Origin of the sequence: Longilinea arvoryzae, assembly GCF_001050235.1 — a bacterium.
Taxonomy (GTDB): domain Bacteria; phylum Chloroflexota; class Anaerolineae; order Anaerolineales; family Anaerolineaceae; genus Longilinea; species Longilinea arvoryzae.
This window is the reverse complement of sequence record NZ_DF967972.1, coordinates 2,105,201-2,123,456: the sequence shown is the minus strand read 5'-3', so window position 1 is coordinate 2,123,456 and position 18,256 is coordinate 2,105,201. Positions and strand designations below refer to the sequence as shown.

The window sequence follows — 18,256 nt, the reverse complement described above, 5'->3', positions numbered from 1 at the left end:
GGTGGAAAGGGCCGCAATTCCAAATAAACATGCCTGAAATCGACCTGACGGACATCACCCTCCGCGCAAAGAACGGAGACACTGCAGCCGCAGGGGAAATCTATGAGCAATGTCACCAGGATATCTACTGGTACCTCTTCTACCGGGTGGGAAATTCCCAGACCGCGGAAGACCTTACGGCTGAAGTATTCTTGCGCATGTTACGTGGATTGCCGAACTATCAACCTCAGGGGAAGCCGGTTGAAGCCTGGCTATTCCAAATCGCCCGCAACCTCGCCATCGATCATTACCGCTCGGACCACCACAATGTATCGATTGAAGTAGAGGAGAACCAGCTCGTGGAATCAGAAGTCCTTCACAAAAAGGTGGAAAACTCACTGACCGGTGAAAAACTTCGCCTCGCGCTGGATCATTTGAGTGCAGACCAACGGGACGTCATTATCCTGCGTTTTGTACTCGGTATGCCGATCGCTGAAGCAGCTCGAACCATCAACCGCAGCCAGGACGCTGTCAAGGCCCTTCAACGCCGCGGGCTGCTCGCGCTGCGCGATCTGCTTATTTCTTGGGAGGTTTCCTATGCATGACCCTGACGAACTCTTGCAGCAATACTTGGACGCCGTCGAGAGCGGCAAGCCGCTCGAAGATATCCTTCACGAACTGCCAGAGGATTCAGCGGAAATGGCGGAGTTGATCCGCCTGGCGTCTGCCGTTCGCTCCCTGCCCCATCCGCAAATGGTGAATGCCCCCGTTCAAAAAGAACGCATTCTTAAGGCCGCCCAACAGACCACCGTTCCGGTGGCGCAGCCCAGGAAACCGGTTGCCACGCCCTGGTACCAGCGCATTTTTGCCAAACCGGCCGCGCGCTGGGCATTCGCTGGCGTTGCCATCGTGTTGGTTGCCTTCATGGCCTTTATTCTGACCAGTTCTCCCACGAACGTCCAGGCTGCCACAGCCATGGATATCAAGGGCCAGGTGGAGATCTTCATCGATTCATCATGGGTGCCGCTTTCCGAAGGCGACCTGGTTTATTCCGGCGATCACATTCGCACCGGCGCCGATTCGTCTGCCACGCTGGTCTTCTATGAAGGCAGCCGCACCGTCATCAGCCCGAACGCCGATCTCACCCTTTCCGTCGTGAACGGCGGCGCGGGTCGCGCACTGCAGGTGGTGATGGATCAGACCGCCGGGACCACCCAGCACAGTGTGGTTCCCCTGCAGGGGAAGGACAGCACGTTCCTGGTCCATACCGACACCGGTGACGCCAGTGTGCGCGGCACTTCCTTCGAAGTCAGCATCATCAACAGCCACTCGCGCTTTCAGGTGGATAAGGGCATGGTCCTGGTCTACAACGATCAGAACGCGGTCCTGGTAACCGCCGGGCAGGCTTCCACCGCTTCGACGGACATGACCATTACCGATCCGGCATTTGACTTCAAGCTGGTCGGAGCCGTGACCGCCATGGGCGAAACCGAATGGGCAGTGGCCGGCGTCACTTTCACCGTCACCCCGCAAACTGTGATCGACCCCGGCGTCGTGATGGGCAGCAACGTGGTTGTCAAAGGCCGCAATGTGGATGGCGTCCGTGTCGCCGACAGCATTGCGCTCGCGAGTGAGGACCAGGATCAAAGCCTGACCTTCAGCGGCACGATCGAATCCATATCCGATACCGAATGGATCATCAGTGGACAACACGTCATCGTCACCGACGCCATGATCGAATCCGGTCTGGCGGTTGGCGATGTCGTGGAAATCCATTTCCATATCGCCGATAACGGCGACTGGGTGGCAGATGAAATCAGCCGCCTCGAAGAAAACGACGAGGATACCACTCCGACGGTGGAAGTCACCGATACCACCACCCCGGGCACCGAGACGGTAACCCCCGAAGTTTCCGAAACCCCGACCGAGGAAACCGAAACCGCCTGTGTTGGAACCGAACAGCAGCCTACCGGCCAGAAGCTCGCCGAGCGCTACGGTGTGTCTTATGAAGAAATCATGGGCTGGTTCTGCAAGCACTATGGCTTCGGCGAAATCGATATGGCCTACACGCTGTCGCAGGCTTCCGGCAAGACCGTAGAAGAAGTCTTCGCCATGCGCGAAGCGGGCATGGGCTGGGGCATCATCAAGCAACAGTTGGAACCCACACCCACCGCGAGAGTCAAACCGACTCACCGCCCAAAACCTACTCATAAACCATAACGGAAGCAGCGGGTTCTTAGGGGCCTGGCACCCAATGCCTCCAGACCCCACCAGGGGAGAACCTGCTACTTCGCTCACCGGACCGCCTCCAATCGGAGGCGGTCTTTTTTTACCCGCAACGATTCGGGATGGTATAATCCTTCGCATGCCTTCACTCGTCGCCATCGATATCGAAACCACCGGGTTGGACTTCCAATCCGACGCCATCATTGAAGTTGCAGCCGTTCGGTTCAATGGCCGTCGGGTCGAAGCTGAATGGTCATCCCTCATCAATCCAGGGCGGCCCATCCCGCCCATGATTACCCAGTTGACCGGCATCACCAACGAGATGGTGCGTAACGCACCGCCCATGCGCGCCATTTTGACTGAACTGGCCGATTTCGTGGGTGACGCTCCGGTGGTCGGCCACAATGTGGGCTTCGACCTGTCCTTTCTGCAGCGCTACAACATCCTCAAACTCAACGAAGTCGTGGATACCTATGAACTGGCCGCGGTGCTTTTACCAACGTCCAGCCGTTACAACCTGGGCACACTCGGCCAGCAGTTGGGCATCCTGATCCCCAATTCGCACCGCGCCCTGGATGACGCCCGCCTGGCGCACGCCGTTTTCACCCGCCTGTACGATAAAACCCTGGCGCTGCCGCTCGAATTGCTGGCCGAATTCGTGCGCCTGTCCGAGCCCCTGGACTGGGGCGCGGGCTGGTTGTTCCAGCAGGTCCTGCGCGCGCGCATCCGCGAGCCGCTTCCGCCGCGCCGTGCCGGCTCGACGGATTACAGCGCGCTTTTCCACGAAAAAGACGAACTCCTCGGCCCGCCGCTGACCCCGGCGGCCACACCCACCCCGCTTAACCCGGACGAAGCCGCCGCCATCCTGGAACACGGCGGGGTATTCTCCCATTATTTCAAGAGCTTCGAATACCGCCCACAGCAGGTGGAAATGACCCGCGCTGTCTCGCAGGCCCTTTCCGAAGGCTATCACCTGATGGTCGAGGCCGGAACCGGCACCGGTAAATCCTTTGCGTATCTCGTCCCAGCGGCGTTGTTTGCCTACCAGAACAATACCCGGGTGGTCATTTCAACCAACACCATCACACTGCAGGACCAGTTGATCCAAAAAGACATCCCGGATCTGTGTGCTGCGTTGGATATCGACCTGCGCGCGACCGTCTTGAAGGGCCGCTCCAATTATTTGTGCCCGCGCCGGTTGGAGGTGCTGCGCCAGCGCGGCCCGGAAAGCGCAGAAGAAATGCGTGTGCTGGCCAAAATACTGGTCTGGCTGAACGAAGGTGGCCAGGGCGACCGCAACGAGATCAACCTCAACGGCCCAGTGGAACGGGATATCTGGTCGCGCATCTCCGCTGAAGACGAAGGTTGCAAGGCGGAAGTCTGCATGAGCCGCACCGGCGGCGCCTGTCCCTTCTACATGGCGCGCCAGGCGGCCCAGAGCGCCCACCTGCTGGTGGTCAATCATGCTTTGCTGCTCTCGGACGTGATCACCGGCAGCCGCGTGCTCCCGGATTACAACTACCTGATCGTCGACGAAGGCCATCACATCGAATCGGCCACCACCAGCGCGCTTAGCTTTCGTGTCAGCCAGGGCGACCTGCAACGTTTGCTGCGCGAGATGGGCGGCAGCGCGTCGGGTTCGTTGGGGCGTCTGCTCACCATCACCCGCAATATGCTGCGCCCCTCCGATTTCGCCGCGCTCAACCAGGCTGTGCAGCGTCTCACCGACCTGGCCTTCCGGCTGGAAAACAACCTGAACCAGCTCTTCCAGGCCATCGACCTGTTTCTCGAATCCATGCGCGAGGGCCAGCCGGTCAGCAATTACGGCCAGCAGGTGCGCATCCAGGGAGCCACACGCACCCTGCCCGCCTGGAGCGAAGTGGAAATGGCCTGGGATTCCACCGGCGAGACTTACAAGCTTCTGCTGAACCTGCTCAATCAGATCCTTCAATCCTTCTCCGAACTGGATGTGCAAAGCCAGGAACTGGAAGACAATATCGGCGTGCTGGGCACCCTGGCCCGCCGGTTGGGTGAAGCCAATGCCTACCTGGGCGGCATGATCTCCGACCCGGACGCCGGATCGATCTACTGGATCGAAGTTCCGCCCACCAATCACCGCATCGTCCTGCAGGTCGCGCCGCTGCACGTAGGCCCGCTGATGGAAAAGTACCTGTGGCATGAAAAGACCTGCGTCATCCTGACCTCGGCCACCCTGACCACCAACAGCGAGTTCGAATACCTGCGCAATCGTCTGAATGCCGATGAAGCCGACGAACTGGTGCTGGGTTCGCCCTTCGATTATGAAGGCGCCGCTCTGCTCTACCTGGCCAACGATATCCCCGAACCGTCTGACGCAAGCGCCTATCAACGGGCGGTCGAGCAATCGTTGGTGCACCTGGCTACCTCCACCGGCGGAAGGCTGCTGGCGCTATTTACCTCCTACGCGCAGCTCAAACGCACCTCCCAGGCCATCGGCCCGGCGCTGGCAGAAAAAGATATTCAGCTATACGAACAAGGCGAGGGCGCATCCACCAACACCCTGCTTGAAACCTTCCGCGAATCCGAACGAGCCGTCCTGCTGGGCACGCGCGCCTTCTGGGAAGGCGTCGATATCCCCGGCGAAGCGTTATCGGTGCTGGTTATCGTCAAACTGCCCTTCGACGTGCCGTCTGATCCGATCATCGCCGCCCGTTCGGAGACCTTTGAGGATCCCTTCAGCGAATACAGCCTGCCGGAAGCCATCCTGCGCTTTCGCCAGGGCTTTGGCCGCCTCATCCGCACCCAGTCTGACCGCGGCGTGGTCGCCATCCTCGACCGGCGCATCCTGACCAAACGCTACGGCAAGCTCTTCATCGAATCGCTGCCCCAGTGCAAGGTGCAGATCGGATCGCTGCACGACCTGCCCAAGTCAGCCGCTCGCTGGCTCAACCTGTAGTCATTCGGCGGGGCTGGCCTCCGACCAATAGCGCATTTCTCCGGGCTTTTCGCGCGCCTGTAGGACTTCCACGCGGCCCTCATCCAGCCACAGCACCGCCGGCCGCTGAGCAAGGTTGTAGTTCGAAGACATGCTGATCTGGTAAGCACCAGAAACCGGGATCGCCACCCGATCGCCGCGTTTGAGTTCGGGCATGTCGATCTTGCGGATCAATTGGTCGCCCGATTCGCAATACTTTCCGACCAGCGTCGTTTCGCGCACCGGTTCCGCATCCGGTCGATCGACGCGCACGGCCGTATACCTGGATTGATATAATGCCGGCCGGGGGTTGTCTGCCATGCCGCCGTCCAGCGCGACGATGGTCGAGCCGTCGCTGGCGGTCTTGGATGTGCCCACGGTGTACACTGCCACACCCGCCCGGGCGGCGATTCTGCGCCCCGGTTCGAGGACCAGTTTCGGCAGCGGCCAGTTGCGGCGCTCGAATTCGGTTCGGACGGCGCCGGCGGCGGCGCTCACCCAGGGCTCCAACGGATTCTCCGCGTCGTCCAGCGTGTAGGGCACCCCCCACCCGCCGCCCAGGCTGATCTCCGCCGGGATGTAATCCACCCCTTCGGCAAGTTCGGTCAGGCGCGAAGCGGCCTCCCGATATGGTTCAGCGTCGAAGAGCTGCGAGCCCAAATGCGCGTGCAGACCGATCAGCTTCAACCAGCGGCTGGCCCGCGCCCGGTGAATGCCTTCGGCTGCCTGTCCATCTTCCATCAAAAAGCCGAACTTGCTGGCGGCATGCCCGGTCTGAATGGACGGGTGCGTCGCCACGTTGACGCCCGGGGTGATGCGCAGCCAGATGGCGGCCTGGATTTGCTCCCTCGCGGTAATACTCTCGAGGAATGCCAGTTCTTCCAGGCTGTCCACCACGATGGCATGCGCGCCGAATTTCAGGGCGGCCATCAACTCATCTTCCGATTTATTGTTGCCGTGCAGGTGCACGCGCTCCCCTTGAAAACCCGCCTGGCGAGCGTTATAAAGCTCCCCCAGGCTGACCACATCCACTCCCAATCCAATCTCGTGCAGCTTGCGGGCAAAATTCAACGCGAAATAGGCTTTGGCCGCGTAGGTGATCTCCCATACGCCGGGGTACTGCGTCTTCAATAAGGTTTGCAGGGTCTGCACCTCTTGCCGGAGGGTCGCGCCATCGTAAAGGTATAACGGAGTGCCCCAGTTTTGGGCCAGAGCTGCCACGTCCTGACCGGCCAGGGTCAATTCACCCCGCGGACCACGCCCCACCGAAACTGGAAACAGCCGATCGATTGGATGCATTTTCGTCGCCTCGCACAATTGGGAATGGGCATTTCACATCCCGCAATTGTAACGCGGTTCAGAAGGGCTGGCGCAACTTACAGCCCCCGATCAACGGCCGAAGCCATTAAGAAGACCGGAGGCGGAATTCGATCCGGCGCGACCGCACCCGAAAGTCCCGGATGGGGCAACCGGATTCCTAGACGCTGGGATCGCGCGCTTCTTCGGCGGGCGATGACGCCATATGGAATTCACCCGGGTGCTCATCCTCCTCGAATCCGGAAATCAGAATGACCGCATTCGTTACCATCTGGCCCGGGTTGCGCCAGCGATGCAGCAATTGGGCGGCAAAAATCAAGCTGTCGCCGGTTTCCAATAAATAACGTTCGTTCTCGATCTCGTACTCCAGCGATCCGCGCAGACAGAAGACGAACTCGTGCCCGGTATGCAGCATTCCGTGCGGGCCGCTGCTTCCACCGTTTTCGAGCGTCAATAAAAAAGCCTCCACTCTTCCGGTAAAATATTCGCCGCCCAGCCCTTCCCACAATCCGCGCATGAAGGGCACGCGCGTGCGTTCGCTGGCCTTACAGAAAACCACGTTCTTCCGGTCCCGTTCGAGCCGGAAAAAGGCCGTGATGGGCACTTCCAACGCGCCGGCCAGTTTGTTCAACGTGCTGACCGATGGCGATGTAAGGTTGCGTTCGATCATGCTGAGCGCATTTGCCGAGAGCCCGCTTCGCCGCGCCAGCGAGCGCATCGAAACGCCGCGCTCCTCACGCAGGCTACGCAGTCGCTGTCCCACATCCACCGATAAGGCTTCCCTACCAAGAATGTCCATCGCTACTCCTATCGATCGCTACCAACAATAATCAAGAAATATTATACGATATTTTAGAGCTATTTTGTCAATTAAATTTGAGATTTTTACTGGATTTACTCAATATATAGCAAGCCGGTCCAGACTCGGATCACGGCCGGGTTTGTTATTTCCGGGGATGTCATCTACAATTAGTTCCCATGAAACAGACCCGAAAAAACATCGCAAACCTATATCCCTATCTGGGCTTGTTTTTACTGCTCGCGGGCGGGCTGGCTGCCTTTTTTCTCCTGCCCTATTCGATCTGGGGCGACGGATCGATCCGTTTTCAATTCATGGATTCCCTGGTCCATGACCTGCGCATCGATCCCATGCGTTATTCCATGATTGGGCCACTGTTCTCCATTCCCCTATGGTGGATTTCGGCTCTCTTTTCGAATCCGGTCGCGGTGATCGAACGCTACAATTTTCTATTATTTGCCGCCGGTCTGGTGATTCTGTACCGCTGGTTGAAGGACCGTTACGACCGTAAATTCCTGCTGACATTCGGCCTGCTCCTGTCCTTTGGCTCCATGATCCCCAATCACCTCACGTCCTACTACGGCGAGGTATTCAGCGCCGTTTTCATGACCCTGGGCACGGCCGGGATCGTGACCGGCCGATCCAGACCGGGCTGGATCTTCCTGATCCTGGCGGTGTTGAATACGCCGGCGCTGATGATCCCCTTCGCGCTCGTCGTCGGCTATCTCACCTGGGAATCCAGGCAATTGCGTTATCTTTCCCTGATCCCGATTTGCCTGGTTCTGATGGTCGGGGAATCATTTTTGCGAACGGGCAGCCTCCTGGCCGGTTTTCAAACCTACCTGGCCCAGGACCACGGCTATCAAACGGTCCTGCCCTACTCGGGGAGGACCGGCTACAGTTATCCGTTCGGATTGGGCATCCTGTCGATCCTGTTTTCCTTCGGCAAGGGCATCTTCCTCTTCTGCCCGGGGTTATTGCTGGTAGTCTGGGCGCTGAAATCCATCTCCAATCCGAGCGAACGCAGGTTGCTGACCCTGTGGCTGTTGATCGTCCTGGGATTGATTCTGGCGTACGCTCCGTGGTGGGCCTGGTATGGAGGCTGGTTTTGGGGTCCGCGCTTTTTCCTGTTCGCCAGCGTGCCGGCCTCCTGGATGTTGGCGAAGCTGTTTCATTCCGAAAACAAATCCCTCCCCATGATTTTGGTTCTGCTGATCCTGATCAGCGGGTCGCTCTGGGTGGGCGTCGACGGGGTGGTTTTTCAACAAAAAATGCTCGAAACCTGCACCGCCAATAACTATGCGCTCGAGTCTTTGTGCTGGTACGTGCCGGAATTCAGCCCGCTCATCCGTCCCTGGATCACCCACGCCACTCTCAGCCTGAACGACCGGCTAAGCCTGATCCTGTTTGGGGTGATATGGTTCTATCTGATTGCGCCGGTTTCGATCGATCTCCTGAGCAGGTTAAAAAGCTTCTATTCCTCCTTCCGTTCAAGAGGATATCTTTCGAACTGGAAGCTGTAAACGAAAAAAGGCTGCTCGAAAATTCCGGGCAGCCCTTTTTGACCAGCGATTCGAAAACTAGAACAGACCGACCACGCGGCCCGTTTCCAGGTCGATATCCACGTCGTAGAACGCCGGGCGGGTTGGCAGGCCCGGCATGGTGCTCATCTTGCCCAGAATCGGGTAGACGAATCCGGCGCCCACCGAAGCGCGGATATCGCGTACGGGGATGCGGAAGCCCTTGGGGACGCCCTTCAGGTTCGGGTCGTGGCTCAGACTCAGGTGCGTCTTGGCCATGCACACCGGCAACTTGTCGAAACCCAGGCGGGTGTATTCGGCGATGCGTTCTTCGGCCTCAGGGGAATAATCCACGCCGTCCGCGCCGTAGACTTCGCGCGCGATGGTTTCGATCTTTTCCTTGATGGATTTATCCAATGGATACAGGAATTGGAATTTGCTGGGCTGGTTGGCGGCATCGACCACGGCCTTGGCCAGTTCCAGGGCGCCTTCGCCGCCCTTCTCCCAGTGCTCGCAAACGGCGGCTGCAAACGCGCCGCCTTCTTCAACGGCAGCCTTGCGCACCAGTTCCAGCTCGGCCGGCGTATCGGTTGCGAAGCGGTTGACCGCCACCACGACCGGGATGCCGTACTTGCGCGCCAGCTTGATATGGTGCAGCATATTCGGGATACCCGCGCGCAGCAGGTCCAGATTTTCCTCGGTGTAAGCCTTGTCCAACGGCTTGCCGGCGACCACCTTGGGGCCGCCGCCGTGCATCTTCAATGCGCGCACGGTCGCCACCAGCACCACCACATTGGGGATCAACCCGGAGGCGCGGCACTTGATGTCGAAGAACTTCTCCATGCCCATATCGGCGCCGAAGCCAGATTCCGTCACAACGTAATCGGCCAGCTTGAGCGCGATCTGATCGGCCAGAATGGAGCTGTTTCCGTGGGCGATGTTGGCAAACGGGCCGGCGTGAACGAATACCGGCGTGCCTTCCAGGGTCTGCATCAGGTTTGGCTTGATCGCGTCGCGCATTAAAACGGTCATCGCGCCAGAGACGCCCAGGTCGCTGCACGTGATGGCTTCGCCGCCCTTGCTCAGGGCAACCACAATGCGTCCGAAGCGGTCGCGCATATCTTTCAGGCTGGTGGTCAGGGCCAGAACGGCCATGATTTCACTCGCCACGGTGATGTCGAAGCCGGTCTTGCGTTCGAGGCCTTTTTCTTCTTCACCCTGGCCGACGGTAATGCCGCGCAGGAAGCGGTCGCTGGTGTCGATTACGCGCCGCCAGGTGATTGTGTCGGGATCGATATCCAGGCGGCACAGCTTGCGGCGCTGCTCGGGGGTCAGGTCATCCGGATTGTCGGTGGCGTAACCCAGCTTGCGCACCCGTTCCAGCATCAGGCGCGAGAAATGGCGTTTGCCGTCCTTGCCGGCCGGGATCAGGCGGTTGAAGAGCTGCTCGTCGGTGGCATCGGATTCGTGCAGGATGCGCGCATCGATCGCTGCCGCCGCCAGGTTGTTGGCCGCGGTGATGGCGTGGATGTCGCCGGTCAGGTGCAGGTTGAATTCTTCCATTGGGATCACCTGGCTGTAGCCGCCGCCGGCTGCACCGCCCTTGATGCCAAAGGTCGGGCCCTGGCTGGGCTGGCGGATGCAGGTCATGACGCGGTAATTCAACAACGCGCCCAGCGCCTGGCTGAGGCCCACGGTGGTAGTCGTCTTGCCTTCACCCAGGGGTGTGGGAGTGATGGCCGTGACGTCGATATATTTACCGCTGGGGGCATCCTGTAAACGGTTCAAAACCTCTAATTTGACTTTGGCCTTATAGGGCCCATAAAATTCGACTTCTTCCGGGAGAAGGCCCAATTCCTCGGCGATCTGTGAAATCGGTTTCAGGTCTGATTCCTGGGCTATATCGATATCGGATGGAACCGGCTTGCGCAACTTTAGCGGGGTTGCCGTAAATGGGCGCCGTTTCAAAGCACACATCTTTCTTCTCCTTTTCTAGGTTGTAGTCGAAAAATGACCGACCTTACTATTATCTGTCAGACAACTGATCTTGGCAAGTCGAAAATAAAAGCCAAAATGATTAAGAATGTCAAATCTTTCGTATTTGTAGAGAAAATAACAAAAAAGCACCCTGAATAACAAGGTGCCTTCCAGTGAGGCGAGAGGGGGCCTGCCCCCAATCTAGGGATACCTATTTTCTTGTGGGGCGAGAGGGGGTCGAACCCTCACGATGTCTCCATCGACGGATTTTAAGTCCGTTGCGTCTGCCGATTCCGCCATCGCCCCGACGAGTTTTATTTTACTCCGTTCCGATTTGGCTGTGAAGTGTTTGCAACTCGATCAGCTCTCAACCCTTGCGAAATTGTTTCCGCCACCTGGCATACGTCGAGGCCAGATGCACCAACGGCGATGAGAGCCTGCCCTGCACCTGCCCGCGTCCGATCACCTGGCGCAGTTCCTCCGGGCTTGAAAACGGCTCCACCAGCAGCGCCGCCTGGCCGATCTCGCCCAGCGTGTGTGCATCCGACCCAACCGTGCCGGCCAGGTTATGCTGGCGGGCGAATTCAGCTGCGTCGAGGTTCATCCGCGCGTCCAAGCAGCGCGCGTTGAACACCTCGATGGCGTCCACCAGCGGCGCAATCGCCAGCAAATCCGGCAGTTGCCAGCCATAGCGCTGCAAATCGAAGGGATGCGAGACGCTGATGAATGCACCCTGCTCGCGCAGGCGCGCAAGCGCCTCATCCGGCGGCAGGTTGGGCGGTACCCATTCGCGGACGAAAACCGCCAGCAGTTCGCCGCGCGTGGTCTTGATCTCCTCACCCACCACCACCCGGTCTGGCGCCAATACCTGCACGCGCAGGGCGTTATCGATGCGGTTGTGATCGGTGATCACCAATCGATCGATCCCGCGCTGCCTGGCCCGCGCAATCAGCGCCTCCGGATTCACCAGGCTGTCTCTGGAAGCATCCGTGTGGCAGTGGAAATCAACTCTCCACAAGGGTTCCATGCATCTCTCGTAAACCCAACAGATCCGGTGAGAAAATCCAGGTCAAAATGCCCAGCCCAACCCCAAACCACAGCGTCGCCAGACGGATCAGCAAAGTGGCCGTGGTCGCCGTCGCCGGTTCCAGGCCCAGCAACAGGGTCAGCATGCCGGCGATGGAAGCCTCCGAAGCGCCCAAGCCACCCGGAAGCGCCGAAACGGCGCCGATGACGGTTGCAAACGCCAGGATGAAAACGGCCGTGGCCGCCAATTGCAGGCTTTGCGGCAGGCCCAGCCCCAGCAAAATCAAATAGAAACCAATGCCCTCACCCAACCAGGAGATGGTTCCCAGTCCGACCGCCAGCAGGGTCGGCCCTGGGCGAAAGAGCGTGTAGCTGCCCTCGTAAAATTCACGCAGGCCGTGCGCGGCGCGGTTGGCCAGCGGAAGTCGTTCAATCCAGCCCAGAACGGCCAGCGCCGCGGGGCGGATCTGGGAGATCACGATCACGCTCAGCAGCAGGGCCAGGATGAGCGCAAAGGCCGGCCAGTAGCGTGGGTAAGCCAGGATGCCGGCCACCGAGAGCATCAATACCGCCATTCCATCGCTGATGCGTTCGGCCACCACCACTGAAATCGCACGCCCGACGGGCACGCCCGTCTTCTGGTTCAGCCAGACGCCTTTGAGAACCTCACCCACCTTGCCGGGCGTCACGGCCAGCGGGAAGCCCGCCACGAACAATCGCAGGCTCTCTGCCGGAGAGAATTTCCGGATTCCAATTTGCCCCAGATAAAAATGCCACTTGATGAAGCGCAGCGTGTAATTTCCAAGCGTAAACAGCAAAGCCAGCGGATACAGCCGCCAGTCGAAGGTCAGAATGCTTTTCTGCACCTGGCGCAGATCGCCCAACAGCGCCAATCCAACCAATACCAGTACGCCCAAAATCAGGCCTGGGAATAATTTTTTTCGAACAGACTGCATGCTCAGGGCTGACGAATTTCCATCAACGCGCATAGGATCATTATACCGATATCGTGAAAAATAATGAATTACAGCCTTGAAAGCTGGCCTTAATTTACAGTCAATCTCAAGGTCATGCTATAATCATTTTGTTCGCTCTTTGCAGGATACACGCTTATCTCTGCTTCACCTTTTCGATTTCCGTCCTGTTCCAACTCAATATTTCTGTTCCACATTGGAGGAAAGAAGTGAAACGCACAACTCTATTCGTCCTTTCTGTTCTTGTTATCCTGGCCACGCTGCTTTCCGCTTGCGGCACGCCAAAGACCAAGGTCACCGTCGCAACCGACGCCACTTTTCCGCCGTTCGAATACGTCGATGAAAAGACCCAGCAGATCACCGGGTTCGATGTCGAACTGATCCGTCTGGTTGCCGATAAGGCCGGTCTTGAAATCTCGATCGAAAATACGCCCTTCGATTCAGTCACCGCCGGCATCAGCCAGTGCCAGTTCGATATCGCCATCGCTGCCATTACCATCACCGATGAGCGCAAGCAGAACATGCTCTTCTCTGACCCGTACATCAATGCGGGGCAAATCGTCGTGGTTCGCAAGGACGAAACAGCCATCAAGTCCTATGCTGACCTGAATGGGAAGACCGTTGCCGCTCAACTGGGTACCACCGGCGCCGTCGAAGCCGAGAAAATCCCGAACGTCACCTTCAAACCGTACGATTCCTACGATCTGGCCTTCCTTGACCTGCAAAATGCCCAGATCGATGCCGTCATCGTCGATTACCCGACCGCTTTGGGTTTCATCGCCAAGAACCCCGATAAATTGATGACCACCGGTGACGTTTTCACCGATGAATCCTACGGTATCGCCGTGTGCAAGAGCAAACCCGAACTCGTCGACAAAATCAACGCGGCCCTCAAAGCCCTCAAGGATGATGGCAAGATCAAAGAGTTGGAAGACAAGTACCTGGCTGCCCAGTAAAACCCTTTGTCAATCCGTCTGCGAGGCCTGATCAGGCCCCGCAGACTCCATTTTTTCAGGTACTTTTCAAAAGACTTCCCCCAAGAAAATCCATAAGTCTTTCCAAGGAAGGCTCATGAGCTCATCTCCCATCCCCGATTCCTCTTCCGCAACCCTCACCATGACGGATAGAACGAAGAAAAAGCCATCCATTGACCGCTGGTGGGGATTGGTCGCGGTTGTTGTAGCCTTGATCCTGGTGCTGAATTTTGCAGAACCGGATCCGTACAACCGCATTTTGGTTTTTCTAAAAGACGGCATTTGGGTCACCGTAAAGATTACCCTGGTTTCATTTGTTTTGGTTCTGGTGTTGGGCCTGCTGGTCGGCCTGGCGCGCCTTTCCAAGAATACGATCCTGCGCGGGATTGCCACCGTATACGTCGAAGTGATTCGCGGCATTCCCATGATGGTGCAGATCATTTTCTGGTATTTCGCTTCTCCTGCCATCATCCAGGAATTGGGCGCTTCCCTGAATAATCCAGCGCTGAGCAATTTCCGGCCGGATGGCACCACCATGGCCATCTTTGGCCTGACCTTCGGTTACGCGGCCTACATGAGTGAAGTCTACCGCGCCGGCATCCAGAGTATTTCACGCGGCCAGATGGAAGCCGCCCGTAGCCTGGGCATGACTTATTTCCAGGCCATGCGATACGTCATCCTGCCGCAGGCCGTGCGTGTAATTTTGCCGCCGGTGGGAAATGAATTCATCACCCTGCTCAAGGATACCGCTCTGGTCAGCGCGGTGGCCGTCCCCGACCTGACCCGGCGGGGTCGTGAATTCATGTCATCGACCTTCATCATCATCGAAACCTGGGTGATGGTGGCGTTGATCTACCTGATTATGACCCTGTTAGCCACCCGACTGGTCAGTTGGGTCGAAAAGCGCTCCAAATTCGAAAGGTAAACCATGGAACCGATCATTCATATCGAAAACGTTCATAAATGGTTCGGATCGGTCCATGCCCTGCAGGGCATCAACCTGGACATTCTCAAGGGACAGGTCGTGGTCGTCATCGGTCCTTCTGGTTCGGGTAAATCCACCCTGCTGCGCTGTATCAACCGCCTGGAAGAATTCGACGAAGGCAAGATCGTTGTGGATGGCATCCCGCTTGACACGGCTCAGAACATCAATGCCGTGCGAACGGAAGTCGGGATGGTATTCCAATCCTTCAACTTATTTCCGCACCTGAAAGTGCTGGATAACGTTCTTCTGGCGCAAAGAGTGGTCCGCAAGCGTGATAAAGTCGAAAGTGAAAACAAGGCGCGCATGCTCCTGCAGAAGGTCGGCATCCCGGACAAGGCGGATTATTACCCGCTCCAGCTTTCCGGCGGGCAGCAGCAGCGCGTGGCCATCGCTCGCGCCCTGGCCATGGATCCCAAAATCATGTTGTTCGATGAACCCACCAGCGCTCTGGATCCCGAAATGATCCAGGAAGTGCTGGACGTGATGACGGATCTGGCACGCGAAGGGATGACCATGGTCGTCGTCTCGCATGAGATGGGGTTTGCCCGCGCCGCAGCCGACCGGGCCATTCTGATGGATAGCGGCCAAATCATCGAAGAAGCGCCGCCGGATATCTTGTTTACCCACCCCACACAGGAACGAACGAAAGCTTTCCTTTCGAAAATTCTCTAGAAATATCCACAGACGGCGTAAAAGCCGTCTGTTTGATTAACAATGCCTCGCCGCTCCGGAAGATTATTATTCTCCTTGGGGTATAATCTTTCTATTGAAGAAATGCGTCCTGCAAAACCGTTTGGGAGGTCTATATGAAACGGTTCGTTCCCGGATTTGCGCTTGTGCTGGTCCTGATCGCTGCCATACTCATTGCCAATCCTGGCGCCTCACAGGCCAATCCTGGCAGTACGCTGGTACTATCCAGTCCGTCAGGCTGTCCAAGCAGTGGATGCGCGGCAGGGCAGCGTTTGAACCTTCAAACTAATTTCGACCTGGGGACGTATGACCCGGGTACCACCCCGAACGTTCAATTCTGCGTATATACGCCGGTCGCCTGGTCGGCTTCGCAATTCCGAATCGATGCGCGCGGCGGCGTCACCAACGCGGCCTATACGACCTCCATCAGCTACTGTACCGAGAGTGCGCCGGCCAACTACAATTTACTCGGCGGGGCTTATGCCAGCTTAACCAGTACCGGATTTGGCGACTCGCTCGGTTTTGCCTTCCGTCTCGGCGATACGGCCATCGCTTCGGGCTCCATCCTGGTCCGTGTCATGGAACAGGCCGGAGGCGCCTGGACGCGCACCGAACAGACCTTCCTGGCGGTGCCGGTCGTCCCCACCGCCGCCACAGTCTATGTCGCCAACGACGCGGCCACCTGTTCGATCAATTCGCCCTGCTACGTCAACAGCGGTGAGGATCTGTCGGACGGACTGGGCACGGGGCTCAAGGATGCCATCGACGCCCGGGCAGGGAATCCGCAAGGGACCATCGTGATTCTGGGCAATTACACTGTCAAGAGCCAGAGCGTGCTGGTCGACCAGCCTGTCACGCTTTCCGGATTGAACGATGCCAGCCTGACGTACACGGGGCAAATTTGCAACCAGCCCATGCTGCGCATCACCGCCGGCGCCACGCTGCGCGGTCTGAACATCAACGACGGCATTTGCGCCAATCCGGGCCGCGATCTGATCGCCATCGATAGTCCCGCAAATATCGCCATCGAATCAAACGATCTGTTCAACGGTTCGAACGCCATCACCGTGGCCGACAACTCCGGCAGCCTGCTGCTGCGGTTCAATCAAATCCACGCCAACACGGGTTACGCGGTGCAAATGGCAGCCGGCAGCGGCACGGGCCGGCTGGAGGCACTGGCAAACAACCTGTACGGCAACCGCAGCGGCGCCCAGGTGGAGTGCAATCAAAAAGGCCGGGTTGACCATAATTATTGGGGCAGCGAGTTCATTGCGCCTTCGAATTGTACCTACGCCAGCGGCAAACGCCTGGGCGCAGCCGTGCTATTGCGTCCCTCCGCTCCTGGCGTTCAGGCAGGAGAATTTGTCGTCACCACCAGCCTGGGCAATGCCTTCGACGGCCAGATTTCCTTCCAGCGGACCGCCGAGGGCAACGATTTCAGCCTGTACATTCTGAATCACGGTTACGGCAGTTCTGATAATGTGCCCTTCACCGGCGCCTCCTCCGTTTTGACAGCCTGCTCCAATTACTGGGATGTGTTTCTGCCGGATGGCGTATCGCCGAGCGCCTCCCTGGGGCTCATCTTTAAATACAATTTGAACTCCGGGTGCACCGCCACCATCGAATCGACTTCCTATTGCGGCCAAACTGATCAGGCCTTGCTCCCGCTGTACTGGTATGACCCGATTGCCAACCTGACCAACGGCTGGTCCACAACCGGAAAATCGCTGGGCGGCAACCCCGGCCAGGAAACGGTATGCCTGCCCGATTCGGATGAGATCCGCGTCAACATCGACGCCACCGGCCGTCCCAACCTGGCTGATGACCTGAAATTCCTGCCATTCGTGGTCGGCATTCCGGTTCAAAACTCATCCGTCATGATCACCAGTTTTACGTCCCAATCCAGCGCGGCCCAGATCCTGCTCAATTGGACGACTTCAAGCGAATATAACGTGCAATCGATTTACGTTCAGCGGGATATGGGCGCCGGAACGGGTTTTCAACGCATTTCCGCCGCCATCCCCGGTAAGGGCAGCCCGCTGACCGGCGGCGCCTACCAGTACCTGGATACCGGCTTGACCGACGGCGTAATCTATCGCTACCGGTTGGAAATGGTCACCGTCAATCAGCAGTCTATTTATTCCGGTATTCTGGAGGCAACAGCCGGCGTTCCTACCGCGACCCCCACCGCCACCAATACCAGCACTGCCACGGCGACGGCAACATCCACCCCCACGCAGACCAGGACCCCCACAATAACGCGCACCCCCACCAAAACCCGCACGCTCTACCAGGTTTTTGCCACAAAAACGCGCACGCCGCGCCCTTCGTCGTTTCGCACATCAACCCCGGCGCCCACTGCCAATTCACTGACGCGCACATCCGCCGCCCGCACCCAACTGGCTTTCGGCGGCGTCGAAAACACCACTCCTTCGAGTGGTTACCCGGAGCCCGGTGCAACGCAAGAAACCAGCACCTATCCGAATCAGGGCGAAAATTCGCTCACCACCACCGTGTACCCGCTAGGCACCGAACAGAACGAATTGACCGTCACCCCGACCTTCCATTCGTTCCTCACCCTGACGCCCACCCCCACCCCAACGCTCCAAACCGCCAATCCAGAGCAAAGGCCATCCAATGGCCCCTGGCTGGCCGTTTTGATCATTCTGTCCGGCTTGTCCGCTTTGACGGGCGTTCTTTGGTACCTGTGGAAGCAGGATATCTTGAAATTGCCGTTCCTTCCTCCTTATCCGAAGGGTGAGAATCCTCCCGAAGGCGGCGGTCAGGATGATACGCCTCCCGGCGGGCCGGAATAATTCCTTTTTTCTTCGAATAT

General features: G+C 58.1%; 13 protein-coding genes and 1 tRNA gene. 8 read left to right on the top strand and 6 right to left on the bottom strand.

Annotation, left to right across the window (positions count from 1 at the left end; all coding sequences use genetic code 11):
• The first annotated feature begins 29 nt into the window (after positions 1 to 29).
• From LARV_RS09455 to LARV_RS09445, 3 genes are all read left to right on the top strand, one after another.
• Complete coding sequence (locus tag LARV_RS09455; RefSeq protein ID WP_075073407.1) at positions 30 to 584, top strand: sigma-70 family RNA polymerase sigma factor; 555 nt, start codon at positions 30 to 32, stop codon at positions 582 to 584.
• Complete coding sequence (locus LARV_RS09450) at positions 577 to 2,199, top strand: DUF5666 domain-containing protein (protein ID WP_075073406.1); 1,623 nt, start codon at positions 577 to 579, stop codon at positions 2,197 to 2,199. The genes LARV_RS09455 and LARV_RS09450 overlap by 8 nt, the downstream gene beginning before the upstream one ends.
• 145 nt (positions 2,200 to 2,344) lie before the next feature.
• Positions 2,345 to 5,140 (top strand): helicase C-terminal domain-containing protein, encoded by a 2,796-nt coding sequence (locus LARV_RS09445; RefSeq protein WP_075073405.1) that lies wholly within the window; start codon positions 2,345 to 2,347, stop codon positions 5,138 to 5,140.
• On the opposite strand, the gene lysA is transcribed toward LARV_RS09445, so the two are convergent.
• On the bottom strand, positions 5,141 to 6,457 hold the full coding sequence (lysA, locus tag LARV_RS09440) for a diaminopimelate decarboxylase (protein ID WP_075073404.1): 1,317 nt from the start codon (positions 6,455 to 6,457) through the stop codon (positions 5,141 to 5,143).
• A gap of 178 nt (positions 6,458 to 6,635) precedes the next feature.
• Positions 6,636 to 7,274, bottom strand: a complete 639-nt coding sequence (locus tag LARV_RS09435; RefSeq protein WP_075073403.1) for a helix-turn-helix domain-containing protein — start codon at positions 7,272 to 7,274, stop codon at positions 6,636 to 6,638.
• Between the two features lie 179 nt (positions 7,275 to 7,453).
• On the opposite strand from LARV_RS09435, the gene LARV_RS09430 reads away from it, so the two are divergent.
• Positions 7,454 to 8,797, top strand: coding sequence for a hypothetical protein (locus LARV_RS09430; RefSeq protein WP_075073402.1), 1,344 nt, complete (start codon positions 7,454 to 7,456; stop codon positions 8,795 to 8,797).
• A 57-nt stretch (positions 8,798 to 8,854) separates the two neighbouring features.
• Here the strand turns inward: LARV_RS09430 and LARV_RS09425 are convergent, their stop codons facing one another.
• The 4 genes from LARV_RS09425 to LARV_RS09410 all read right to left on the bottom strand — a co-directional run bounded on the left by LARV_RS09425 (position 8,855) and on the right by LARV_RS09410 (position 12,786).
• Positions 8,855 to 10,771, bottom strand: a complete 1,917-nt coding sequence (locus tag LARV_RS09425; protein ID WP_075073401.1) for a formate--tetrahydrofolate ligase — start codon at positions 10,769 to 10,771, stop codon at positions 8,855 to 8,857.
• Positions 10,772 to 10,993: 222 nt separating this feature from the next.
• Positions 10,994 to 11,077, bottom strand: a tRNA-Leu gene (locus tag LARV_RS09420).
• 61 nt (positions 11,078 to 11,138) lie between these two features.
• Positions 11,139 to 11,798, bottom strand: a complete 660-nt coding sequence (locus LARV_RS09415) for a PHP domain-containing protein (RefSeq protein WP_075073400.1) — start codon at positions 11,796 to 11,798, stop codon at positions 11,139 to 11,141.
• Positions 11,776 to 12,786 carry a lysylphosphatidylglycerol synthase transmembrane domain-containing protein gene (locus LARV_RS09410; RefSeq protein WP_083522462.1) on the bottom strand — a complete coding sequence of 337 codons (1,011 nt, stop codon included), beginning with the start codon at positions 12,784 to 12,786 and terminating at the stop codon, positions 11,776 to 11,778. Before LARV_RS09410 ends, LARV_RS09415 begins: the two co-directional genes overlap by 23 nt.
• A 194-nt stretch (positions 12,787 to 12,980) precedes the next feature.
• Here LARV_RS09410 and LARV_RS09405 point away from each other — a divergent pair, with 194 nt between their 5' ends.
• The 4 genes from LARV_RS09405 to LARV_RS20360 all read left to right on the top strand — a co-directional run bounded on the left by LARV_RS09405 (position 12,981) and on the right by LARV_RS20360 (position 18,236).
• The gene (locus LARV_RS09405; protein WP_075073398.1) at positions 12,981 to 13,727 is read left to right on the top strand and encodes a basic amino acid ABC transporter substrate-binding protein; all 747 of its coding nucleotides are present in this window, start codon (positions 12,981 to 12,983) and stop codon (positions 13,725 to 13,727) included.
• 115 nt (positions 13,728 to 13,842) lie between these two features.
• A complete protein-coding gene (locus tag LARV_RS09400; RefSeq protein WP_075073397.1) occupies positions 13,843 to 14,670 on the top strand; it encodes an amino acid ABC transporter permease in 828 nt (275 codons plus the stop codon).
• A gap of 3 nt (positions 14,671 to 14,673) precedes the next feature.
• Positions 14,674 to 15,402: an amino acid ABC transporter ATP-binding protein gene (locus tag LARV_RS09395; protein ID WP_075073396.1), complete on the top strand. Its 729-nt coding sequence runs from the start codon at positions 14,674 to 14,676 to the stop codon at positions 15,400 to 15,402.
• A 134-nt stretch (positions 15,403 to 15,536) separates the two neighbouring features.
• Positions 15,537 to 18,236, top strand: a complete 2,700-nt coding sequence (locus tag LARV_RS20360) for a hypothetical protein (RefSeq protein WP_075073395.1) — start codon at positions 15,537 to 15,539, stop codon at positions 18,234 to 18,236.
• The last annotated feature ends 20 nt before the right edge of the window (positions 18,237 to 18,256 follow it).